This is a genomic window from Janthinobacterium sp. GW460-12-1-14-LB5 (genome assembly GCF_059423585.1).
In genome coordinates, this window is sequence record NZ_JBWKYD010000032.1 from 23,213 (window position 1) to 44,682 (window position 21,470).

General features: G+C 62.6%; 21 protein-coding genes. 13 read left to right on the forward strand and 8 right to left on the reverse strand.

Annotation, left to right across the window (positions count from 1 at the left end):
* Positions 1 to 263 precede the first annotated feature (263 nt).
* A complete protein-coding gene (locus AC07X6_RS25400; protein ID WP_230540701.1) occupies positions 264 to 1,022 on the reverse strand; it encodes a DeoR/GlpR family DNA-binding transcription regulator in 759 nt (252 codons plus the stop codon).
* Positions 1,023 to 1,248: 226 nt separating this feature from the next.
* Here AC07X6_RS25400 and glpD point away from each other — a divergent pair, with 226 nt between their 5' ends.
* The 8 genes from glpD to glpK all read left to right on the forward strand — a co-directional run bounded on the left by glpD (position 1,249) and on the right by glpK (position 10,429).
* Positions 1,249 to 2,787 (forward strand): glycerol-3-phosphate dehydrogenase, encoded by a 1,539-nt coding sequence (glpD, locus tag AC07X6_RS25405; protein ID WP_494792788.1) that lies wholly within the window; start codon positions 1,249 to 1,251, stop codon positions 2,785 to 2,787.
* A 74-nt stretch (positions 2,788 to 2,861) separates the two neighbouring features.
* Positions 2,862 to 3,956, forward strand: a complete 1,095-nt coding sequence (locus tag AC07X6_RS25410; RefSeq protein ID WP_494792789.1) for an ABC transporter ATP-binding protein — start codon at positions 2,862 to 2,864, stop codon at positions 3,954 to 3,956.
* A gap of 1 nt (position 3,957) precedes the next feature.
* A complete protein-coding gene (locus tag AC07X6_RS25415; RefSeq protein WP_494792790.1) occupies positions 3,958 to 5,058 on the forward strand; it encodes an ABC transporter ATP-binding protein in 1,101 nt (366 codons plus the stop codon).
* Positions 5,058 to 5,942 (forward strand): carbohydrate ABC transporter permease, encoded by an 885-nt coding sequence (locus tag AC07X6_RS25420; RefSeq protein ID WP_034754965.1) that lies wholly within the window; start codon positions 5,058 to 5,060, stop codon positions 5,940 to 5,942. Before AC07X6_RS25415 ends, AC07X6_RS25420 begins: the two co-directional genes overlap by 1 nt.
* A complete protein-coding gene (locus tag AC07X6_RS25425) occupies positions 5,939 to 6,745 on the forward strand; it encodes a carbohydrate ABC transporter permease (RefSeq protein ID WP_152282449.1) in 807 nt (268 codons plus the stop codon). Before AC07X6_RS25420 ends, AC07X6_RS25425 begins: the two co-directional genes overlap by 4 nt.
* Before the next feature lie 31 nt (positions 6,746 to 6,776).
* Positions 6,777 to 7,052: a DUF2160 domain-containing protein gene (locus AC07X6_RS25430; protein ID WP_230540747.1), complete on the forward strand. Its 276-nt coding sequence runs from the start codon at positions 6,777 to 6,779 to the stop codon at positions 7,050 to 7,052.
* 71 nt (positions 7,053 to 7,123) lie between these two features.
* A complete protein-coding gene (locus tag AC07X6_RS25435; protein ID WP_230540705.1) occupies positions 7,124 to 8,851 on the forward strand; it encodes an ABC transporter substrate-binding protein in 1,728 nt (575 codons plus the stop codon).
* Between the two features lie 84 nt (positions 8,852 to 8,935).
* Entirely contained in the window at positions 8,936 to 10,429 is a 1,494-nt protein-coding gene (gene glpK, locus AC07X6_RS25440) for a glycerol kinase GlpK (RefSeq protein WP_494792791.1), read from the forward strand.
* 19 nt (positions 10,430 to 10,448) lie between these two features.
* On the opposite strand, the gene AC07X6_RS25445 is transcribed toward glpK, so the two are convergent.
* The 3 genes from AC07X6_RS25445 to AC07X6_RS25455 form a co-directional block, all read right to left on the reverse strand.
* Positions 10,449 to 11,012, reverse strand: coding sequence for a YdcF family protein (locus tag AC07X6_RS25445; protein WP_494792792.1), 564 nt, complete (start codon positions 11,010 to 11,012; stop codon positions 10,449 to 10,451).
* Positions 11,009 to 11,941, reverse strand: coding sequence for a CFI-box-CTERM domain-containing protein (locus tag AC07X6_RS25450; protein WP_494792793.1), 933 nt, complete (start codon positions 11,939 to 11,941; stop codon positions 11,009 to 11,011). Before AC07X6_RS25450 ends, AC07X6_RS25445 begins: the two co-directional genes overlap by 4 nt.
* 140 nt (positions 11,942 to 12,081) lie before the next feature.
* A complete protein-coding gene (locus AC07X6_RS25455) occupies positions 12,082 to 12,723 on the reverse strand; it encodes a cysteine hydrolase family protein (RefSeq protein WP_494792794.1) in 642 nt (213 codons plus the stop codon).
* A 139-nt stretch (positions 12,724 to 12,862) separates the two neighbouring features.
* On the opposite strand from AC07X6_RS25455, the gene AC07X6_RS25460 reads away from it, so the two are divergent.
* Positions 12,863 to 13,837: a GlxA family transcriptional regulator gene (locus AC07X6_RS25460; protein WP_494792815.1), complete on the forward strand. Its 975-nt coding sequence runs from the start codon at positions 12,863 to 12,865 to the stop codon at positions 13,835 to 13,837.
* Here AC07X6_RS25460 and AC07X6_RS25465 read toward each other — a convergent pair.
* The 4 genes from AC07X6_RS25465 to AC07X6_RS25480 all read right to left on the reverse strand — a co-directional run bounded on the left by AC07X6_RS25465 (position 13,808) and on the right by AC07X6_RS25480 (position 16,432).
* Entirely contained in the window at positions 13,808 to 14,668 is an 861-nt protein-coding gene (locus tag AC07X6_RS25465; RefSeq protein WP_494792795.1) for a tetratricopeptide repeat protein, read from the reverse strand. The two genes, AC07X6_RS25460 and AC07X6_RS25465, sit on opposite strands and share 30 nt — an antisense overlap.
* Positions 14,669 to 14,773: 105 nt before the next feature.
* Positions 14,774 to 15,340 (reverse strand): carboxymuconolactone decarboxylase family protein, encoded by a 567-nt coding sequence (locus AC07X6_RS25470; RefSeq protein ID WP_230540712.1) that lies wholly within the window; start codon positions 15,338 to 15,340, stop codon positions 14,774 to 14,776.
* Between the two features lie 95 nt (positions 15,341 to 15,435).
* Positions 15,436 to 15,783, reverse strand: coding sequence for a hypothetical protein (locus AC07X6_RS25475; RefSeq protein ID WP_070222194.1), 348 nt, complete (start codon positions 15,781 to 15,783; stop codon positions 15,436 to 15,438).
* Positions 15,784 to 15,931: 148 nt separating this feature from the next.
* Positions 15,932 to 16,432, reverse strand: coding sequence for an Lrp/AsnC ligand binding domain-containing protein (locus tag AC07X6_RS25480; RefSeq protein ID WP_070222192.1), 501 nt, complete (start codon positions 16,430 to 16,432; stop codon positions 15,932 to 15,934).
* A 106-nt stretch (positions 16,433 to 16,538) separates the two neighbouring features.
* Here AC07X6_RS25480 and AC07X6_RS25485 point away from each other — a divergent pair, with 106 nt between their 5' ends.
* The 4 genes from AC07X6_RS25485 to AC07X6_RS25500 all read left to right on the forward strand — a co-directional run bounded on the left by AC07X6_RS25485 (position 16,539) and on the right by AC07X6_RS25500 (position 21,318).
* Positions 16,539 to 17,828: a D-amino acid dehydrogenase gene (locus AC07X6_RS25485; RefSeq protein ID WP_494792796.1), complete on the forward strand. Its 1,290-nt coding sequence runs from the start codon at positions 16,539 to 16,541 to the stop codon at positions 17,826 to 17,828.
* A 13-nt stretch (positions 17,829 to 17,841) separates the two neighbouring features.
* Positions 17,842 to 18,960, forward strand: coding sequence for an alanine racemase (gene alr / locus AC07X6_RS25490; protein WP_230540714.1), 1,119 nt, complete (start codon positions 17,842 to 17,844; stop codon positions 18,958 to 18,960).
* 86 nt (positions 18,961 to 19,046) lie between these two features.
* Positions 19,047 to 19,604: an NADPH-dependent FMN reductase gene (locus AC07X6_RS25495; protein WP_230540715.1), complete on the forward strand. Its 558-nt coding sequence runs from the start codon at positions 19,047 to 19,049 to the stop codon at positions 19,602 to 19,604.
* Between the two features lie 139 nt (positions 19,605 to 19,743).
* Positions 19,744 to 21,318 (forward strand): sensor domain-containing diguanylate cyclase, encoded by a 1,575-nt coding sequence (locus AC07X6_RS25500; RefSeq protein ID WP_230540716.1) that lies wholly within the window; start codon positions 19,744 to 19,746, stop codon positions 21,316 to 21,318.
* The last annotated feature ends 152 nt before the right edge of the window (positions 21,319 to 21,470 follow it).

The window sequence follows — 21,470 nt, forward strand, 5'->3', positions numbered from 1 at the left end:
GGTATTTCTAACACTGTTTTCACAGGAAATCACTTACCGGCAAAGAATTTTTCCTTTTTTCTTGCTCTGGATAGATAAAAAACAATATCAAGCGAATAATCGTATTGCCAGAGAGGAAGATTAAAAAAATAACTCATGTTGCATCAATGGTAACAGCATTTTTGCCGAATTGATAAATATTTCATATCATTTCGTCTGCTGGCCAACGCCAGATGTATTGCCCACGCGACAGCGCGCGGTTTTCCTTCAGAAATGCGGCCCGTTCAGGCCAGCACCACCTTCACGCCCGCTTCGCGCAATACTTCGGCAAAGCGGGGCGGCGGCGGCGCATCCGTAAACAGGATGTCGACTTGCGCCAGGTCGGCCAGCCGCACCAGCGCCTTGCGGCCGAATTTATGCTGGTCGGCCACCAGCCACACTTCGCGCGACTGCTCGATGATGGCTTGCGCCACTTTGACTTCGCGCGCGTCGAAGTCGCGCAGGCTGCCGTCTTCATCGATGCTGGAAATGCCGATGATGCCGATGTCGACCTTGAACTGGCGGATGAAGTCGATGGTGGCTTCGCCGACGATGCCGCGGTCGCGCCCGCGCACTACGCCGCCGGCCACGATGACTTCGCAGGCGGCGTTGTCGGCCAGGATGGCGGCCACGTTCAGGTTGTTCGTCACCACGTGCAAGCCCGTGTGCCGGCCCAGCGCGCGCGCCACTTCCTCGGTCGTCGTGCCGATATTGATCAAGAGCGAACAGCCGTGCGGCACCTGCGCGGCGACGGCGGCGGCGATGCGCCGCTTGGCCTCGCTGTTGAATACTTGCCGCTGGCTGTAATCGATGTTTTCCACGGACGAGGGCAAGCCCACCCCGCCGTGGTAGCGGGCCAGCAGGCGCGCTTCCTCCATCTGCTTGACGTCGCGGCGCACGGTTTGCGGCGTCACGTCCAGCTGCTGCGCCAGCTCTTCGACGGACATGGTGACCTTCTGGCGCACCACTTCGAGCAGGCGGCGCTGGCGGGGATTCAAAATCATGGGCTTGTCTCTTTAAAAATCACAAACGAACAAAAACGAACAAATAGTGATAAAAATATGTTGCTATCGATTCGCAATCTGGCGTATCTTATCCATATTGCATTCGAATTACAGCTGTATTGATCTTAACGACAGTCGCCGGCGATGCCTAGTCTTTCCTCGCCGGCCTTTCCCCGACAGACACGGAGTCCCGATGGCGGCAGCACAGCAAGGTGTGGAGACAACGATGGCATGCGACGTGCTGGTGGTCGGCGGCGGCATCAATGGCGCCGGCATCGCGCGCGACGCGGCCGGGCGGGGCCTGTCCGTGGTGCTGTGCGAAAAGGACGACCTCGCTTCCCACACCTCGTCCGCTTCCACCAAGCTGATACACGGCGGCCTGCGCTACCTCGAATACTATGAATTCGGCCTCGTGCGCAAGGCGCTGATCGAGCGCGAAGTGCTGCTGCGCTCGGCGCCGCACATCATGTGGCCCTTGCGCTTCGTCATGCCGCACGCCCAGGGTCAGCGCCCCGCCTGGCTGATACGCGCCGGCCTGTTTCTGTACGACATGCTGGCGAAGCGCGAAATCCTGCCTGCCTCCAGCGGCATCGACCTGGCGCGCCACGCGGCCGGCAAACCATTAAAACCCCAGTTCAAGCGCGGCTTCGTGTATTCCGACGGCTGGGTCGATGATGCGCGCCTGGTGGTCTTGAACGCCATCGACGCGGCGGACAAGGGCGCGACCATCCTCACGCAGACGCGCTGCACGGCCCTGCGGCGCGACGGCGCGGGTGCGGACGCTTGCTGGCTGGCGACCCTGCTGCAAGGCGACGGGCGCGAGCTGTCCGTGCGCGCGCGCAGCGTCGTCAATGCGGCAGGACCGTGGACGGCCGAATTCCTGCAGCAGGCGGCGCCCGGCGGGCAGGGCCGGCATTTGCGCTTGATCAAAGGCAGCCATATCGTCGTCAAGCGCTTGTTCGAGCATGATCATGCGTACATCTTCCAGCATCCGGACGGGCGCATCGTGTTTGCCATTCCGTATGAGCACGATTTCACCCTGATCGGCACCACCGATCTCGACTATCACGGCGACAGTGGCAAGGTGGAAATCGACGGCGAGGAAATTCGTTACTTGTGCGAGCTTTCCAGTTACTATTTCAGCAAGCCCGTCAATCCAGAAGACGTGGTCTGGACGTATGCGGGCGTGCGCCCGCTGGTGGAAGACGCGGCGGCCGATGCCAAGGCCGTCACGCGCGATTACCGCTTTGAGCTGGACCGGGAAGGCGCGCCGCTGCTGAGTGTTTTTGGCGGCAAGATCACCACGTTTCGCAAGCTGGCGGAGGAAGCGCTCGATGTGCTCGCACCGTTGCTGGCGCCGGCGCCAGGCAATGCGCTGCCGGCCTGGACGGCCAACGCCTGCCTGCCCGGCGGCGACGTGTTCGGCAGCACGCCGCAGAACCGCTCCGTGCGCGAGTTCGGCCAGTTCGTGCGGGGCTTGCAGCGCGAATACGCGTGGCTGCCGGCGCCGCTGGTGGCGCGCTATGCACGCGCCTACGGCACGCGCATCCACGTGCTGCTGGCCGGGCGGGCGGAGATGGCGGCCATGGGCGAGGAAATCGCCGCCGGCCTGTACGCGGCGGAAGTGGACTATTTGCGGCGCCATGAATGGGCCGTCAGCGCGGCCGACATGCTGTGGCGGCGCTCCAAGCTGGGCCTGCACCTGCCGCGCGAAACGGCGGGCACGCTCGACGCCTGGCTGTTGCAGCATCCGTTGTCGTCGTAAGCAGCACACGTAAGCGACCGCGCCCCGCAGAGGGCGCGGCGAAGAATAAGAACACATCACTGGAGGAGAAGCGCGTGCAACTGGTACTGGACAAGATCAGCAGGAAGCAGGGGGCTGACGATTATTTATATCCGATGTCGCTGGCATTGGTGCCGGGCGCCATCAACGTCTTGCTGGGCACCACGCGTGCCGGCAAGACGACCCTGATGCGCGTGATGGCGGGGCTGGACAAGCCCAGCGGGGGCACGGTCACGGCCGATGGCGTCGACGTGACGGGCGTGCCCGTCAGCCGCCGCAACCTGGCCATGGTGTACCAGCAATTCATCAATTATCCGGCCTTCACCGTCTACGACAATATCGCTTCGCCCTTGCGTTTGCGCAAGGTGCCCGAGGAACAGATCCGCACCAAGGTGCAGGCGCTGGCCGAGCGCCTGCACATCACGCCCTACCTGCAGCGCACGCCGGGAGAGTTGTCCGGCGGGCAGCAGCAGCGCACGGCGCTGGGGCGCGCGCTGATCAAGGATGCATCGTTGCTGCTGCTCGACGAGCCCCTGGTGAACCTCGACTACAAACTGCGCGAGGAATTGCGCCGCGAATTGACGGAATTGTTTTCCAGCGGCAGCACGACGGTCGTGTACGCGACGACGGAGCCGCTGGAAGCGCTGCAGCTGGGCGGCCACGTTGCCGTGCTGCACGAAGGACGCTTGCTGCAGCAGGGGCCGACCCTGGACGTCTTCAACGCCCCCAATTCCATCGATGTGGCGCGCACCTTCAGCGACCCGCCCATCAACCTGATTCCCGCCCGCGTGAGCGCCGATGGCGTGGCGCAGGCGGCCGACGGCCTGTCGATACACCTGAGCGGCGCGCAGCGCGCCCGCCTGGCGGGCCGCACGGACGTGATCCTCGGCGTGCGCGCGCACAGCCTGCATTTATCTCCCCAGTCCGAAGGCGACGTGGCCATCGCCGCTACGGTGGACCTGGCGGAAATCAGCGGCTCGGAAACCTATGTGCATGCGCGCCGCGGCGACCTGGCCCTGGTGGCGCAGCTCGGCGGCGTGCACAATCTGGAGATCGGCAGCGCCTGCACCGTGTATTGCCAGCCGCATGCCTTGCTGATCTTCGCCGATGACGGCGGGCTGCTGTTCGCTCCTGCGCAGGGAGGAGTCTGACATGGCGCGCATCGAACTGGTGGACCTGGCTCACGCCTACAAACCGAACCCGGCGGCACCCGCCGACTATGCGCTGCGGCCCATGAGCATGGAATGGCATGACGGCGGCGCCTATGCCTTGCTGGGGCCGTCCGGCTGCGGCAAGACGACCTTGCTCAATATTATCTCCGGCCTCGTGAAACCGTCGCATGGCAAGGTGCTGTTCGACGGCAAGGATGTGACGCAGCTGCCGACGGAAGCACGCAATATCGCGCAAGTGTTCCAGTTTCCCGTCATCTACGACACCATGACCGTGCACGACAACCTGGCGTTTCCGCTGCGCAATCGCGGCTGGAAAGAGAGCGAGGTGAAAAAGCGCGTGCAGCAGGTGGCGCAGATGCTGGAATTGACGGGCGACTTGAAACTGCGCGCCAGCGGCTTGTCCGTGGACGCCAAGCAAAAGATTTCGCTGGGGCGGGGGCTCGTGCGCCCCGACGTGGCGGCCGTGCTGTTCGACGAACCGCTGACGGTGATCGATCCGCATTTGAAATGGCTGCTGCGCCGGAAACTCAAGGAAATCCATCACGAATTGAAGTTATCGTTGATCTACGTCACGCACGATCAGGTGGAAGCCTTGACCTTTGCCGACCAGGTGGTCGTCATGACGCAGGGCGAAGTGGTGCAGACGGGCAGCGCGCAGGCGCTGTTCGAGGAACCCGAGCATACGTTTGTCGGCTATTTCATCGGCAACCCGGGCATGAACTTGCTCGATTGCAGCCTGGACGATGGCGGCGTGCGCGTGGCGGGGCAGCTGCTGGCCGTGTCCGCCGCCGCCCGCGCGGCCCTGGCTGGCGCGCAAGGGAAAATCACGCTGGGCGTGCGGCCCGAATTCGTCGCATGCCTGAAGGCGGGCGAGGGCGGTGCGGGCAGCGATCACTGCCTGGACGCCACGGTGACGGCCGTGCGCAACATGGGCACGCATTACCTGGCGGAATTCCAGCTGGGCGGCGCGACGGTGGCAGCCAAGCTGCGCGCCATCGATGCCGTCGCCGGTGATGCTGTGCGGCTGCATTTTCCGCCGCAACGCACCTTGTTCTATGTCAACGATAAGCGGGTGGCCTGATGATACATAACGGTAAAACCGATAACAACCGCCGCGCCTGGCTATTGATCTTGCCCGTGCTGCTGTGCGTGGCCTTTTCCGCCATCCTGCCCCTGATGACGGTGGTCAATTATTCCGTGCAGGACATTCTGAGTCCCACGCAAAAGGTCTTCGTCGGCACGGAATGGTTCCGCATGGTCATGCTCGACGGCGACCTGCACAGCGCCTTGCTGCGCCAGCTGCTGTTTTCCGGCTCCGTGCTGGCGATCCAGATTCCGCTCGGTATCCTGATCGCCCTGTGCATGCCGGCCGATGGCTGGAAGGCGTCGCTGGCGCTGGTGCTGATCGCGCTGCCCTTGCTGATTCCCTGGAACGTGGTGGGCACCATCTGGCAAATCTTTGGCCGCGGCGACATCGGCCTGATGGGCTATACCCTGAACCAATTGGGTTTTGACTACAATTACAACGGCAATTCGCTCGACGCCTGGCTGACGGTGATGGTGATGGATATCTGGCACTGGACGCCGCTGGTCGTGCTGCTGTGCTATGCGGGCTTGCGCGCCATTCCCGACGCGTATTACCAGGCGGCACGCATCGACGGCGCCTCGCGCCTGGCCGTGTTCCGCTACATCCAGCTGCCGAAACTGCGCAATGTGCTGATGATCGCCGTCTTGCTGCGCTTCATGGATAGTTTCATGATCTACACGGAGCCGTTCGTGCTGACGGGCGGCGGACCGGGCAATGCGACCACGTTCCTGTCGCAATACCTGACGCAAAAGGCCGTGGGCCAGTTCGACCTGGGGCCGGCCTCGGCCTTCTCACTGATCTATTTCCTCATCATCCTGCTGTTCTGCTTTGTGCTGTACACGTGGATGCAGCGCGTCGGCACGGGAGACCAGAAATGATGCACAAGAAAATGAGCAGCACCATCCTGATCGTCTTTTTGCTGGGCTCGCTGTTGCCCATCTACTGGATGCTCAATATGTCGCTCAAGACCAACGAGGAAATCGTCGGGGTCTTGAGCCTGTGGCCCCAGCAATTGACGTTCGCCAACTACCACACGATTTTTACCGACCGTTCGTGGTACAGCGGCTACATCAATTCCATGATTTACGTGGCCTTGAACATGGTCATGTCGGTCACGGTCGCCTTGCCGGCCGCGTATGCGTTTTCCCGCTATAACTTTGTCGGCGATAAACATCTGTTCTTCTGGTTGTTGACCAACCGCATGACGCCGCCCGCTGTTTTCCTCGTACCGTTCTTCCAGCTGTATTCGACGGTGGGCCTGATGGATACGCATCTGGCCGTGGCGCTCGCGCACATGGTCTTCAACGTGCCGCTGGCCGTGTGGATACTGGAAGGTTTCATGTCCGGCGTGCCGAAGGAAATCGACGAGACGGCGTATATCGACGGCTACAGCTTCCCCCGCTTCTTCATCCGCATTTTCTTGCCGATGATCAAGTCCGGCGTGGGCGTGACGGCGTTCTTCTGCTTCATGTTCAGCTGGGTGGAGTTGCTGCTGGCGCGCACCTTGACTTCCGTCAATGCCAAGCCGATTGCCGCCACCATGACGCGCACGGTGTCGGCGGCCGGCATGGACTGGGGCGTGCTGGCTGCGGCCGGCGTCTTGACCATCGTGCCCGGCGCGCTGGTGATCTGGTTCGTGCGGCATTACATTGCCAAGGGTTTTGCGATGGGGAGGGTGTGATATGGAAAACAATACCGATAGCACAGCCAGCCTGTTCGGCTGGATGGCGTGGACGCCGGAAGTGGCCATCTTCTTCATTTGCATCGGCTTGATGCTGGCCGGCATGACGGTGTGGCAAATCCGCTCGCCCAGCATCGAACGAAAAGGTTTCCTGCCGATGCCGACGACGCGCGGCGACCGCCTGTTCATCGGGCTGTTGACGGCCGCGTATGTCAATCTGGCCTGGGCGGGATTTACGGAAATGCAGCAGGCCATCGGGGCTGCGATTAGTTTTGTCTTGTTGGTAATTGTAATGCGTTGGGGATGACCGGCTTGCCGGTGTTGATGGAGGCCGGACCGTCAGCAGGCGGCCGGCAATAAAATAAAAGGAGATTCACGATGAAATTGAAGTTCACGGTCTTCGCGGCTGCGGCCATGCTCGTGTCGAACGCGGCCCTGGCCGACGCCAAGCAGGCGCAAACCTGGATCGACAAGGAATTCCAGCCATCCAGCCTGAGCAAGCAGCAACAGCTTGCTGAAATGAAATGGTTCATCGATGCGGCGGCCAAGCTGAAAGCCAAGGGCATCAAGGAAATTTCCGTGGTCTCGGAAACCATCGACACCCACGTCTACGAATCGAAGACCCTGGCCAAGGCCTTCGAGGAAATCACGGGCATCAAAGTGCGCCACGACATCATCCAGGAAGGCGACGTGGTGGAAAAGCTGCAAACGTCGATGCAGTCGGGCAAGAGCATTTATGACGGCTGGATTTCCGATTCCGACCTGATCGGCACCCACTACCGCTATGGCGCCGTCGAGCCGCTGTCCGACTACATGGCCGCCAAGGGCAAGGAATTCACGAATCCCGGCCTGGACTTGAAAGATTTCATCGGCATCAGTTTTACGACGGCGCCGGACGGCAAGGTGTATCAATTGCCCGACCAGCAATTCGCCAACCTGTACTGGTTCCGCGCCGACTGGTTCGCGCGCAAGGATTTGCAAGCCAAGTTCAAGGCCAAGTATGGCTACGAGCTGGGCGTGCCGCAAAACTGGTCCGCCTACGAAGACATCGCCGATTTCTTCACCAATGACGTGAAGGAACTGGACGGCAAGAAAGTGTATGGCCACATGGATTACGGCAAGAAAGATCCATCCCTGGGCTGGCGCTTCACCGATGCGTGGCTGTCGATGGCTGGCGCGGCCGACAAGGGCATTCCGAACGGCATGCCGGTCGACGAGTGGGGCATCAAGGTGGCGGCCGACAAGTGCACGCCCGTGGGCGCGTCGATGTCGCGCGGCGGCGCCACCAATTCGCCGGCGGCCGTCTTTGCGCTGACGAAATATATCGACTGGATGAAGAAATACGCGCCGCCGCAGGCGAACGGCATGAATTTCTCGGAATCGGGCCCTGTGCCGGCGCAGGGCGAAATCGCCCAGCAAATCTTCTGGTACACGGCATTTACGGCCGGCATGACGAAACCGGGCTTGCCAGTAGTCAACAAGGACGGCACGCCGAAATGGCGCATGGCGCCGTCGCCGCACGGCCCGTACTGGAAAGAGGGCATGCAGAACGGCTATCAGGACGTCGGTTCCTGGTTCCTGTTCAAGTCCACGCCGGACGACCGCAAGGCCGCCGCCTGGCTGTACGCGCAATTCGTCACGTCGAAAACCGTATCGCTGAAGAAATCCATCGTCGGCCTGACCTTCATCCGCGATTCCGACATCCGCCACGATTACTTCACGAAACATGCGAACGAGTACGGCGGCTTGATCGAGTTCTACCGCAGCCCCGCCCGCGTGGCGTGGACGCCGACGGGCAACAACGTGCCCGACTATCCGAAGCTGGCCCAGCTGTGGTGGAAGAACGTGGCCACGGCCATCACGGCGGAAAAAACGCCGCAAGCCGCCATGGATAACCTGGCCGAGGAAATGGACCAGGTCATGGCGCGATTGCAGCGGGCCGGCATGAAGGCGTGCGCACCGAAGCTCAATCCGAAGGTCGATCCGAACCAGTATCTGTCGGACCAGCACGCGCCATGGAAAAAGCTGGCGAATGAAAAGCCGAAGGGTGAAACGATTGCCTACGATAAATTATTGCAGGCTTGGAAAGAAGGCAAGGTAAAGTAGTCGTGTAGACTTCTGCCGCCGCTTTCCCGGGGCACGGGCGCTTGTCCGTGCCCTTTTTTTCACTGTATAGCTGTAGTAGCGACCATGACCAAATACATACTTGCTTTAGACCAGGGCACCACCAGTTCGCGCGCCATCCTGTTCGACCATGCGGGCCGGCCGCACGCCAGCGCGCAGCGCGAATTCCGCCAGATTTTCCCCCAGCCTGGCTGGGTCGAGCATGACGCGAACGAAATCTGGGCCTCGCAAGAGGGCGTGCTGCAGCAGGTGCTGCGCGACAGCGGCGTGGCGGCAAGCGACGTGGCCGCCATCGGCGTGACCAACCAGCGCGAAACGACGGTGCTGTGGGACCGCGCCACGGGCGAGCCCGTTGCCAATGCCATCGTCTGGCAAGACCGGAGAAATGCGGCTTACTGTGAGCAGCTGGTCGAGCAGGGCAAGGCAGACTTGATCCAGCGCAAGACGGGTCTCGTGCTGGACGCTTATTTTTCCGCCACCAAACTCAAATGGCTGCTCGACAACGTGGAGGGCGCCCGCGCGCGCGCCGAGCGGGGCGAGCTGGCCTTTGGCACCGTCGACAGCTGGCTGATCTACAAAATGAGCGGCGCCCACTTGACGGACACGAGCAACGCGGCGCGCACCATGCTGTTCAACATTCATACCTTGCAATGGGACACGGATTTGCTGGCGCTGCTGGACATTCCCGCCTCGCTGCTGCCCGACGTCGTGCCATCGAGCGGCGTGGCTGCGCACACCTACGTTGACCTGCTGGGCGTGGCCGTGCCCATCGCCGGCATCGCGGGCGACCAGCAGGCGGCCACCTTCGGCCAGGCTTGCCTGAAGCCGGGCATGGCGAAGAATACCTACGGCACGGGCTGCTTCATGCTGATGAACGTGGGCAAGCGTCCGCTGCCATCGAAAAACCGGTTGCTGACGACCGTGGGCTGGAGCCTGGGTCCTGATGCAAATCAAACGGATTACTTGCTCGAAGGCAGCGCCTTCATCGCGGGTGCGGCCGTGCAATGGATGCGCGACGGCATCGGCATCATCCGCGACCCGTCCGAAGTGGAAGCGCTGGCCACCAGCGTGCCCGACTCGGGCGGCCTGGTCTTCGTGCCCGCCTTCGCGGGCCTCGGCGCGCCGTACTGGGACCCGTATGCGCGCGGCACCCTGATCGGCATCACGCGCGGCACGGGCAAGGCGCACATCGCGCGCGCGGCATTGGAGGGCGTGGCCTACCAGAACGTGGACGTGCTGTCCGCCATGCAGGACGACGCGGGCATTGCTCTAAGTGAATTGCGCGTGGACGGTGGCGCGGCCCGCAACGACATGCTGATGCAGTTCCAGGCCGACATCCTCAATGTGCCCGTGGTGCGCCCCGTGGTGACGGAAACGACAGCCCTGGGCGCCGCCTACCTGGCGGGCCTGGCCGTGGGCTTCTGGGCCTCGCAGGAAGAAATCGCCGCCCAATGGCAGGTGGGACGCCGATTCGAACCAGCCATGGCGGCCGACGAGCGCCTGACGCGCTTGCATAAATGGCAGCGCGCCGTGGAGCGCTCGCGCGACTGGAGCGAGTGAGCCAGGGAATCAGCCGGGATCAGTGCCGTATGAAATACACGGCGTAACCCACCGTTTCGCGCGGCACGGAATACAGGTCGCGCAGCTCGACATACGGCGCGTGCACGTTGCCGCTGACGGTGATGCCGGCCCGCTCCAAAGCCAGGCGGAAGCGGGGCACGTGAAAGTATTGCGTGGCGACCATGGCGGTCTTCCAGCCGTGTGCGCGCATGAGAAGCGCCGCGTTGCGGGCCGTGGCGTCCGTGGTCCAGCCTTGATTATCCTCAATAATGACGCCGGCCGGCACGCCGCGCTTGAGCAGATAGCGGGCCATCGATGCGGCCTCGTCAAAACCTTCCTTGCCCGTCGCCCCGCTGACGAGGATGCGCGGTGCCCGGCCGGCCTGGAATTGCGTCAGCGCCGCGTCGAGCCGCGCCTGCAGGCGGGGGCTGGGCGTGCCGTCCGGCAGGATCGTATTGCCCGGCACGACGATCACGTCGGCCGGGGCCAGCTGGTCGTTGAGGCCCGCCAGCACCAGGGCGGCGGTGGCCAGCGAGAACGTGGCAGAGCTGGCCAAGCCCAGGAGCGTAAGTTTTCGCATCATTCGCAATGCCTTGACGTTTTTCCTGGGGCGGAATGGATATGGCCCTTGCGCAAGCGGATTGCCGCATAAGTCAGCAGTGGCTGGAGTAGCCAGCGAACCAGCCGTTTCAATGTTGGGCGTGTGGCAATGAAGTTGGCGAAGGGAGGACTGGTGCGGTAATAGCACGCCACAAACCAGCGTCCGCCAATAGATTGCAGCAGATGCCGATCACGCCAATGCCGCAATACATTGATTTCGCTTGCAAAAGGTGTTCCGAATGCCGCCGTGGCGATGAAGCATGCCGAAGAATTGATCGAGGCGAGATTATTCTGGATGTCGATATTGCGCGGCGCGAGTTGGGCGGCTTTTTCCAGAAAAGCCCGTGCCTCGTCTTTTTTCTTGTGTCCTTCCCATAAAATCAGCCCCTTCAGATTGAGAGAGATCGGGTTTTCGGGAAATAGCTCCAGCGAACGGTCGATATATTGCAGTGCCAGATCCATATCGGCCGATTGCGGCACTTTAAAACCTATGTTTGTACCGTAGATTTTCTTATTCTCGCGCAGCAATCGCATCATTTGCTTCGCTTGATAGTGATACTGGTCGGATTCGGCCTTGTCGGCAGCCAGCTTTGCCTCTTCGGCACGTCGCGCAGCCTGTGTATTGTTGAATTGGCTTAACCCATCGCGCGCTTTTATTTCCAGATCCAGCAAGCCTGCATGGTAAGGATCAAGCAGCAGCCCCTGCTCAACGTACTGCATGGCTTTGCCATAGAGTCCTTTTGCAATCGAGCGCTCCGCCATGACGCACAAGGTTTGTGGGGTGGGGCTGGATGCCGCCTCATGGCTGCGCTCATGTGAATTGTGACAATAGGGACAGGTAAATGTGGATGCCTGGTCTTCTACGTCCAGATTCGCTCCACATTGTGTGCATTCAAATACAGCTAAAGCCATCTCGGTCGTGTTCCGTTAGCGTGGAAAAGGACACAGCCTTTTAAACTGTGTAATTCTAAAACTCTAACGTATCTGACGGCCGGTGTCAGGGAAAGATAATGGGATGGCTGAAAATATTTTCAAGCATCCGGTACTTTCCATCAAGGTGTAATTGAAATTGTTCTCGCACGCTGGTTCGACAGATAAATATTGTCCTTTTCCAGCGGCTTGCCCTCGCGCACGGCATCGAGCCAGTCCTGCGTGCTGGCGACGGCGGCGAAATTCGAGTGGAACACGGTGCAAAAGACGCGGTGGATTTCCTCGGCGCTGGCCGTGCCGCCCGCATTGGCGTAGGGCAGGGTGCCGCTGGCGTCCTGCAGGAACTCGACTTGCAAGCCGTCGTGCGCGGCGTGGTAGATGGTGGCGGCGTCGCAGTTGTGTGTCATGTAGCCGGTCACCGTCAGGGTGTCGATGCCGTGGCGCTCCAGCCAAGCGCGCAAGTCCGTGCCCGCAAACGCGCTGCCCATGGTCTTGTTGATGCGGTGGTCGGCGGCAAAGGAGGCCACTTGCGGGTGCAGCTGCCAGCCGTCGCTGCCTTTTGCAAAGATGGGGGAGGTTTCCGGCGCATCGTGCTGGACGACGATGACGGGCACGCCGGCGGCGCGGGCGGCGGCCATGGCGGCGACGATGTTCGGCAGGGAAATGTCGACAGATGGATATTCGATCGGCATGTCGCCCGTGAAGTATTCGTTTTGCACGTCGATGACGAGCAGGGCGCGGCGCGGTGCGGTAGTGGTGGACATACTTGACTCCTGAATGGTTGAAAGAGGAAGGACTTCCCCGATACCGCCATTTTCAAGCGGCGCGCTGCAAACAAAAAGTGGCCCGAAGGCCTATCTGCGATAAAATCGGGCCATGACTGCTATCCCTACTTTGTCCCCCTTGAGCGTGGCCGTGATCGCCTTCGACGGCATGACGCCATTCCACCTGTCCGTGCCTTGCCTCGTGTTTGGCGCCCAGACGGACGAGGCCGATCTGCCGCCTTTCCACGTGCGCGTCTGCGCCGCCGACCCCGCGCCCTTGCGCACGGCGGCCGGCTTCGGCATCACGCCCGAGTTCGGCCTGGAAGGGCTGGACGGCGCCGACATCGTCATCATGCCGGCCTGGCACGACGATTGCCGCGACGCGGCGCCATCCCTGGTCGCGGCGCTGCAGGCGGCCAGCGGGCGCGGCGCGCGCATGGTGGGCCTGTGCCTGGGCGCGTTTCCCCTGGCGCAGGCGGGCTTGTTGGATGGCAAGAGCGCGGCCACGCACTGGGGCATGGCGGACCGGCTGGCGGCCCGCTACCCCAAAGTCAAGGTGGACCGGGAAGTGCTGTACGTGGACGATGGCGGCGTGCTCACGTCGGCCGGCGTGGCGGCCGGCCTCGATTGCTGTCTGTATCTGCTGCGCCAGCTGGCGGGCGCCGAGGTGGCCAACCGGGTGGCGCGCCGGCTGCTGGTGGCGCCGCACCGCCAGGGCGGGCAGGCGCAGTTCATCGCGCGTCCGCTGCCCGTATCCGGCAGCGAAGGGCGCTTTGCCGATGTGCTCGCCTGCGTGACGGCCAACCTGGGCCAGGCGCACAGCATCGACGCGCTGGCCGAGCGGGCCGCCATGAGCCGGCGCAATTTCACGCGCCACTTCCGCCAGGCGACGGGCACGTCGTTCAAGCAATGGCTACTGAACCAGCGTCTTGCGCATGCGCAAAGCCTGCTGGAAAAAAGCGCGGCCTCGATCGATGTCGTGGCGCAGGAGGCCGGTTTCGGCACGGCCCTGTCGCTGCGCCAGCATTTCCGGGCCAGCTTGCAGACGTCGCCGTCGGCGTACCGCAAGCTGTTCCGGCAGCAATCAGGCCGGGTCGGGCAGCCAGAGCGTTGATGTGTCCCGGCTGCCGTTGGCCAGCTGGGCGCTGACATCGATTTGCCGCGCGATGAAGGCGGCCGGTTCGAAGGTGTAGCGTTCCTGGAACGAGACGGTTTCCGCGCTCATCAGTTCAGCATACGTCTGCATCAGGGTCGAGGCGCAAACATGCTTGCCTTGCTCCAGGTAGGTGTCGATGGCGGCCAGCAGCACGGGGTAATCGGCATTCTCCTTGTTGCCGCCAAAGTTGAACGACAATTGCCCGCAGGCGCGCCAGATGGGGTCAAGTTCCCCGTCCGGCACCGTCTGCGCGCGCAGCCATTGCAAGGCCTTCAATGGCGGGCCGCCAAACGACGGCGGTGAAATGATGGCCTGGATGGCCACCTTGACGGCGTCATCGATTCTGCCCGCGCGCACATACTGGCCATGCAGCAAGGTCAGGGCGTCCGTGTATTCGGGCACGATGGCCAGCGCCGCTTCCAGCAGCGCGATGGCGGCGTCCGGCTTGCGCTGCGCAATCAATTCCTTGGCTTCCAGGAAGGCGGCGCGCGGCGAGGCGGGGTCGTCGGCCAGCGTCGGTGTGGCGACATACTCGTCTTCTGCCGTTGCGTAGGCTTGCAGGAACGCCGCCAGGCTGGAAAAGTGCGGCTGGATGCGCCACTCGTCGTGCCATGTTTCGACGACGATGGGTTCCGCCGCTTCGCGCCCGATGGGCCAGTACAGGCCGAACGTGTCGCCATTGCCCAGCGCGCCTTCAAAGAACGGGGTGAAGCCGAGCGGCGGATACGCTGTCGCGTGTTGCCAGTCTTGTTCGACCGAGATGGGGGCGAGGTTTGCAGGTAGTTGCATGGAGGTTGCAGAGGATAAAACGCCAGTGTAGAGCAAGAGCGCGTCCACCGGCGTTCCCCATCGCGGCAAGTGGGCAGGGGTAGGGCAAGTGAAGGGCAAGGCCCTTCAGTCGCGTTCCGGCACCGGCACGTTGAAGCCGTTCAAGGTGGTCGAGACCAGCGCGTACAGGCCCACCAGATAGATCAGCTCGTTGGTGCCGTGCTGGCCGAAGGTGGCCAGCGCCAGCCGGTACAGCGGCTCCGGCAGCGTGCCGCCGCCGCTGAGCGCGTAAGCCAGGTCGTAGGCGATGCTCTCATGCTGGTCCAGGTCGACGGGCTTGACGTCGGCCACCAGCGTGGCCAGGCGCTCGGCCGACATGCCTTCGCGCTCCGCGACGGCGATGTGGGCGTAGATTTCATAGGCGGCGTTGTAGCGCGCGCCGACCACCAGGATGGCAATCTGGCGCACCTTGTCGGGCAGCGTGGCGTTGGCCGTCATGGCCAGGGTCAGGTCCCAGATGGCCTTGCCGATGGCCGGTTCGTGCAGCCATGGATTCCATGGCCCCATCAGGGCGCCGTCTTCGCGCACGGCGATGAAATCGTTGAAATTGCTGGTGATGCCTTTGCGCATATCGTCGTACAGCGGCTGCTGTTCGGGCGTCAGGTCTTTCGGAGCGATCAGGGGCAGGCGCATGGGAACTCCTTGCTGGGTAGGTGGGCGGTGGGCGGCGGTAGCCAGCAGCCAGTATAGCCAGCCAGCGTGGCAGGCGGCGCCCGTTCGCTGTGCGCCTACTTGCGCGGCTCGTGAATACGGAATTTCTTCACGACACCTGCCTGGTCGAACATGACGGCCACTTCGCGCGTGCCTTTTTCGCCCAGCAGGGGGATCAGCCGCGTCACCTTGGGCGCTTGCAGCTGGTTCTTGTAGACCCAGACTTCATAGCCGGGATCGAAGCTGACGACGGTGGCGTTGCCCAGCGCCGCGTCGAGGTCGAGGCGGGTGGTCTTGCCGACCTTGATGTTCTGATAGATGGCGCCATTGTCGGGCGCGCGGTTGACCTTGTATTCACTGGCGGTGCACATGGCCACGGCCAGGCCCGCGAGGCAGGAAGCTGCCAGTTTGATCAATGTGTTCATAGGGACTCCCGGTGTGCATCACTGCTTCCAATCTCAGAGGGGACGGGCGTGATGTCATGCCGGGAGTGTGCTTGCGTCGCCACGAATGTGCTACAAGATTATACAAAGGCGCAAAATCTGATGCCGGTGGTACCGGCTGGCGGTACTTTTAGCGGTTCTGCAGCACGTCGGTCGACAGCGCCAGGGTTTCCTTGATTTCTTCCATCACCACATAGCTTTTCGATTGCGCGGCGCCGGGCAGCTGCAGCAGCATGTCGCCCAGCAGCTTGCGGTATTCGGCCATTTCATGGATGCGCGCCTTGATCAGGTAATCGAAGTCGCCCGACACCAGGTGGCATTCCTGCACTTCGGGAATCTGCAGCACTTCGCGGCGGAATTGCTCGAAGGCGGACGCCGACTTTTGATTGAGAGTAATCTCTACAAAGACGAGCAGCTTGGCGCCCAGCGCGGCCGGGTTCACCTTGGCGTGGTAGCCCGTGATGACGCCGTCGCGCTCCATGCGCTTGACCCGCTCGATGCAGGGCGTGATGGACAGCCCCACCTGTTCACCGAGGTCTTTCATCGAGATGCGGCCATCCTGTTGCAGGATGCGCAGGATGTGGCGATCCAGCTTGTCGAGGCCACGTGCCGATTCTTTAAGGATTCTCATGATTTATTGCTGAATATCTCGATTTATACGTGAACAAATACTGGCTCTTTCCCAATATGATAGCGGTTAATCTGGCGTCAGCCTAAAAAAATATAATGAGGAAACTATGCGTATCGTGATTCTGGGTAGCGGCGTCATCGGCGTCACCAGTGCTTACTATCTGGCCAAGGCAGGACATGAGGTGACAGTTATCGACCGCCAGCCGGGCCCGGCACTGGAAACCAGCTTCGCGAATGCGGGGCAAATCTCGCCCGGCTACGCTTCGCCATGGGCCGCGCCCGGCATTCCCCTGAAAGCCGTGAAGTGGATGATGCAGCGCCACGCGCCGCTGGCCATCTCGCTCGACGGCAGCGCCGCCCAGCTGAAATGGATGTGGCAGATGTTGCGTAATTGCACACCGGAAGCGTATGCGGTGAACAAGGAACGCATGGTGCGCCTGGCCGAATACAGCCGCGACTGCTTCAAGGTGCTGCGCGCCGAAGCGGGCATCACGTATGAAGGCCGCCAGCAAGGCACGATGCAATTGTTCCGTACCGAAAAGCAATACAACGACGCCGCCAAGGATATCGAAGTGTTGAAAGACGCGGGCGTGCCGTATGAGGTGCTGCAGCGCAACGAACTGTCGCGCGCGGAACCGGCCCTGGAAGCCGTCAAGGACAAGCTGTTCGGCGGCTTGCGCCTGCCCAACGATGAAACGGGCGATTGCCAGCTGTTTACCACGCGCCTGTCCGAAATGGCCGTGGCGCTGGGCGTGAAGTTCCGCTATGGCGTGTCCATCGATGCCTTGCTGACGCAGGGCGATGAGATTGCTGGCGTGCAATGTGGTGCGGAAATCGTCAAGGCCGATTCCTACGTCGTGGCGCTCGGTTCCTACTCGACGGGCTTCATGAAGCCGCTGCTGGACATCCCCGTGTATCCGCTGAAGGGCTATTCGATCACCGTGCCTATCGTCAACGCGGCCAAGGCGCCCGTGTCGACCATCCTCGATGAAACCTATAAAATCGCCGTGACGCGCTTCGACGACCGCATCCGCGTGGGCGGCATGGCGGAAATCGCCGGCTACAACCTGAACCTGAACCCGCGCCGCCGCGAAACGCTGGAGATGGTCGTCAACGACCTGTTCCCCGGCGGCGGCAACACGGCCGAGGCGACTTTCTGGACGGGCTTGCGTCCGATGACGCCGGACGGCACGCCGATCGTCGGCCGCACGCCGCTGCGCAACCTGTTCCTGAACACGGGCCACGGCACCCTGGGCTGGACCATGTCCTGCGGTTCGGCGCAATTGCTGGCCGACCTGATGTCGTCGAAAAAGCCGGCCATCCTGGCCGACGACCTGTCCGTCAGCCGCTACAGCGGCGCGCAGGGCCAGGGCAAACTGCAACACGCGGCGGCTTGAGATGGCGGCCAGCATGCCTCCCAAGGAACGTAGTGGCGCCATCCTGACGGTGGATCTTGATGCCGTGCGCGCCAACTACCGCTTGTTGCGCGACAAGGCGCACCCGGCCGCCTGTTCCGCCGTCGTCAAATCCGACGCGTATGGCCTCGGTGCCGCGCAAGTGGGCGCGGCCCTGTATGAAGAAGGTTGCCGCCATTTCTTCGTCGCCCACCTGGAAGAGGGCATCAGCCTGCGCCCGCACGTGGCGCCGGATGCGGCCATCTTCGTGCTGCACGGCCCGCCCGTCGACACGGAAGGCGAATTCACGGCCCACGGCTTGACGCCCGTACTCAACAGCGAGCCGCAGGTGGCGGGCTGGCGCAGGCACGCCAAGGCGCTGGGCACCACCCTGGACGCCATCGTGCAGGTGGACACGGGCATGTCGCGCATGGGCCTGTCGCCGCAGGAAATCGACGCCTGGCTGCTGGATCCGCACTTTCTCGACGGCATCAAGGTGCGCTACATCATGAGCCACCTGGCTTGCGCCGACGAGCGCGCCAACCCGATGAATGGCGAGCAGCTGGCCCGTTTCACCGCCATCCGCGCCCGTTTGCCGCAATACCGCGCCAGCCTGGCCAATTCCTCGGGCATCTTCCTGTCGCCCGATTACCACTTCGACCTGGTGCGTCCGGGCGCGGCCCTGTACGGCATCGGGCCGCAGGGCGGCGAGCCGAATCCGCTGCGCTCCGTGGTGCGGCTGCAGGGCAAGGTCATGCAGACGCGCACGATTGCCGCCGGCGACCACGTGGGCTACAGCCGCCGCTACACGGCCAGCGAGCCGCGCCAGGTGGCGACCATTTCCGTCGGTTATGCCGATGGCTGGCTGCGCAGCATGAGCAACCAGGGCCTGGCCATCGTCGATGGCGTGAAAGTGCCGCAGATCGGCGCCATTTCCATGGATTCGATTACGCTGGACGTCAGCGCCATCGACCAGGAGCGCGTCGCGCCGGGCAGCCTGGTCGACCTGATCTGCGCCGAACACCCGGTCGACGCCGTGGCGGCCATGGCCAATACCATCGGCTATGAGGTGCTGACGAACCTGGGCGGACGCTACTACCGCGAGTATCAAGGCCTGGCGCAGTCCGCACGCTAGCGCGCAAAACCGATAATTGTGTGGCAAGATAGCCCTGGTGTGAGCTTCACTCCAGGGCTTTCTTTTAACCGTTATCGGGGACTTTCATGAGCCAATATCAAGTCGCAATCATCGTCGGCAGCCTGCGCAAGGATTCCTTCAACCGCAAGCTGGCCGACGCCCTCATCAAGCTGGCGCCGCCCGAGTTTTCCTTTAAACATATCGAGATCGGCGACTTGCCGCTGTACAACCAGGACGACGATGGCGCGCAGGCCGAGCAGGTGCTGCGCCTGAAATCCGACATTTCCGCATCGCAAGCCTTGCTCTTCCTCACCCCCGAATACAACCGCTCGATCCCCGGCGTGCTGAAAAATGCCCTCGACCACGGCTCGCGCCCGTATGGCCAGAGCGTGTGGGGCGGCAAGCCCGGTGCCGTGCTGGGCGTCTCCGTGGGTGCCACGGGCACGGCGCTGGCGCAGCAGCATTTGCGCAATGTGCTCGCCTACCTGGACGTGCCGCTGCTGGGGCAGCCTGAAATGTTTATCCAGGCCAAGGACGGCCTGTTCGACGAGCACGGCGGCATCGGCCCGGCCAGCCTGGGTTTCTTCCAGGGCTGGATGCAGCGTTACACGGACTGGGTCCGCAAGCACGCCATCCACGCTTGATGCATATCAAGGCGGCAGCGCCCAGCGTTGCCGCTTGTTCATATTCTTTGACCATGGATGCCAGGATTTCAATATTGGCACGGGTGTCTCGGTATAATGCGCCCTTTCTTTAGCGCAATACTTTCTTCTTGCCGACTCCATGTGGACTAAACCTGTTCTGCGCATGAACTTGCGCCGTTTGATCGTGCTTGTGGCCTTTGCCAGCGCCCTGGTGTCCCTGGCCAATACCTTCTATGCCAGCTACAGCGTGCAGCGCCAGCTGCTGATCGATACCACCCTGGAGGCGAACCACGCCTACGCCAGCAAGCTGGCCAGCACGGCCGAGGACTTCCTGCAGTCGGCGCGCCAGCAGCTGGCCTACAGCGCCGGCAGCCTGCCCTCGCGCATGGACGACGAGCAATGGCTGACGGAAGAGGCGCAGCGCCTGCGCCTGCAAACGAACAGCTTCAATTCCGTGCTCATCGTCGATGCGGACGGCAAGGTGCTGGGCGTGTCGCCGGAAACCCTGGCACTGAAAAACCGCACGCTCGATTCGGCCGGCGCCGCGCAGGCGCTGCGCGAGCGGCGCCCGCTGGTCACGCAGCCTTACATCTCTTCGGTCGGCAATCTGGTGGTCTTCGTCTCGCATCCCATCGTGGGCAAGGATGGGCGCTACCTCGGCTATGTGGGCGGCAGCATCTACCTGAAACAGAAAAATATCCTGTACACCATGCTGGGCCAGCATTACTACCGCGACGGCTCCTACCTGTACGTGGTCGACCAGAACCGGCGCCTGCTGTACCACCCGGACCCCGAACGCCTGGGCGACGTGGCCGGCCGCAATGAAGTGATCGACGCCATCATCGCGCAGCGGGGCGGCGGCAACCGGCGCATGGACAACAGCCTGGGCGTGGACATGCTGGCCGGCTACGCCGTCATGCCGTCGACGGGCTGGGGCATCGTGGCGCAGCGTCCCACGGCCATGACCCTGGCGCCGCTGAACCAGCTGATGGCCAACACGGTGTGGCATTCCCTGCCGATCGCCTTGCTGAGCCTGCCATTCATCTGGTGGCTGGCCAGCCTGATTTCACGGCCCCTGGTGCAACTGGCCGAAGGCGCGCGGCGCATGGACGCGCCCGGCACGGCCGAGCGCATCGCCGCCATCCGTTCGTGGTACGTGGAAGCGGCGCAGATCAAGAAAGCCCTGTTGAAGGGCCTGGCATTGTTGCAGAACAAGATCGGCAAGCTGAAGACGGACGTGGAGACGGACCCGCTGACGGGCCTGTCGAACCGGCGCGGCATGGCGGCGGCGCTGGACGCCTGGCAGGCGCAGGCGCGGCCGTTTTCCGTCATCGCCATCGACATCGACCATTTCAAGCAAGTCAACGACCGCTGGGGCCATGCCGTGGGCGATGAAGTCATCCTGCGCCTGGCGCAGCTGATGCGCGCCTGTTCGCGCGATGCCGATGTGCTGTGCCGCAATGGCGGCGATGAATTCATCATGCTGCTGCCCGACGCCGACCTGGACGTGGCCATGCAGGTGGCCGAGCGCCTGCGCGCCAAGGTGGCCGCCGCCGTGATACCCGGCGCGGGCGCCATCACGGTCTCGCTGGGCGTCGTCTCGTCGTCGCACGGGGAGCGCAGCACGGACGCCGTGCTGCTGGCCGCCGACGCGGCCCTGTACGTGGCCAAGGAAAACGGGCGCAATTGCGTGGGGATCACGGAGCCTGCCTGAAGCGTTTTTCCATTGGATCGGCTTGACCTTGTCATTCGGCAAATGTCAAACTGATCCTATGTTTTCTCCGATTTCTGAGTCTGTTATGTTTTGCCGGATACGCCTAGAGTGGAGGCCTGGGTAAAACAGACGTCATGCGTCGGGAAGGCAAC

Bases quoted from the DNA above. Each gene is read 5' to 3' on its own strand.
- AC07X6_RS25475 (WP_070222194.1), bottom strand. From the start codon at position 15,783: ATGAACACATTGATCAAACTGGCAGCTTCCTGCCTCGCGGGCCTGGCC.
- AC07X6_RS25450 (WP_494792793.1), bottom strand. From the start codon at position 11,941: ATGGCTTTAGCTGTATTTGAATGCACACAATGTGGAGCGAATCTGGAC.
- AC07X6_RS25500 (WP_230540716.1), top strand. From the start codon at position 19,744: ATGTGGACTAAACCTGTTCTGCGCATGAACTTGCGCCGTTTGATCGTG.
- AC07X6_RS25455 (WP_494792794.1), bottom strand. From the start codon at position 12,723: ATGTCCACCACTACCGCACCGCGCCGCGCCCTGCTCGTCATCGACGTG.
- AC07X6_RS25415 (WP_494792790.1), top strand. From the start codon at position 3,958: ATGGCGCGCATCGAACTGGTGGACCTGGCTCACGCCTACAAACCGAAC.
- AC07X6_RS25495 (WP_230540715.1), top strand. From the start codon at position 19,047: ATGAGCCAATATCAAGTCGCAATCATCGTCGGCAGCCTGCGCAAGGAT.
- AC07X6_RS25485 (WP_494792796.1), top strand. From the start codon at position 16,539: ATGCGTATCGTGATTCTGGGTAGCGGCGTCATCGGCGTCACCAGTGCT.
- AC07X6_RS25420 (WP_034754965.1), top strand. From the start codon at position 5,058: ATGATACATAACGGTAAAACCGATAACAACCGCCGCGCCTGGCTATTG.
- AC07X6_RS25470 (WP_230540712.1), bottom strand. From the start codon at position 15,340: ATGCGCCTGCCCCTGATCGCTCCGAAAGACCTGACGCCCGAACAGCAG.
- alr (WP_230540714.1), top strand. From the start codon at position 17,842: ATGCCTCCCAAGGAACGTAGTGGCGCCATCCTGACGGTGGATCTTGAT.
- glpK (WP_494792791.1), top strand. From the start codon at position 8,936: ATGACCAAATACATACTTGCTTTAGACCAGGGCACCACCAGTTCGCGC.
- AC07X6_RS25445 (WP_494792792.1), bottom strand. From the start codon at position 11,012: ATGATGCGAAAACTTACGCTCCTGGGCTTGGCCAGCTCTGCCACGTTC.
- AC07X6_RS25425 (WP_152282449.1), top strand. From the start codon at position 5,939: ATGATGCACAAGAAAATGAGCAGCACCATCCTGATCGTCTTTTTGCTG.
- AC07X6_RS25465 (WP_494792795.1), bottom strand. From the start codon at position 14,668: ATGCAACTACCTGCAAACCTCGCCCCCATCTCGGTCGAACAAGACTGG.
- AC07X6_RS25435 (WP_230540705.1), top strand. From the start codon at position 7,124: ATGAAATTGAAGTTCACGGTCTTCGCGGCTGCGGCCATGCTCGTGTCG.
- AC07X6_RS25480 (WP_070222192.1), bottom strand. From the start codon at position 16,432: ATGAGAATCCTTAAAGAATCGGCACGTGGCCTCGACAAGCTGGATCGC.
- glpD (WP_494792788.1), top strand. From the start codon at position 1,249: ATGGCATGCGACGTGCTGGTGGTCGGCGGCGGCATCAATGGCGCCGGC.
- AC07X6_RS25400 (WP_230540701.1), bottom strand. From the start codon at position 1,022: ATGATTTTGAATCCCCGCCAGCGCCGCCTGCTCGAAGTGGTGCGCCAG.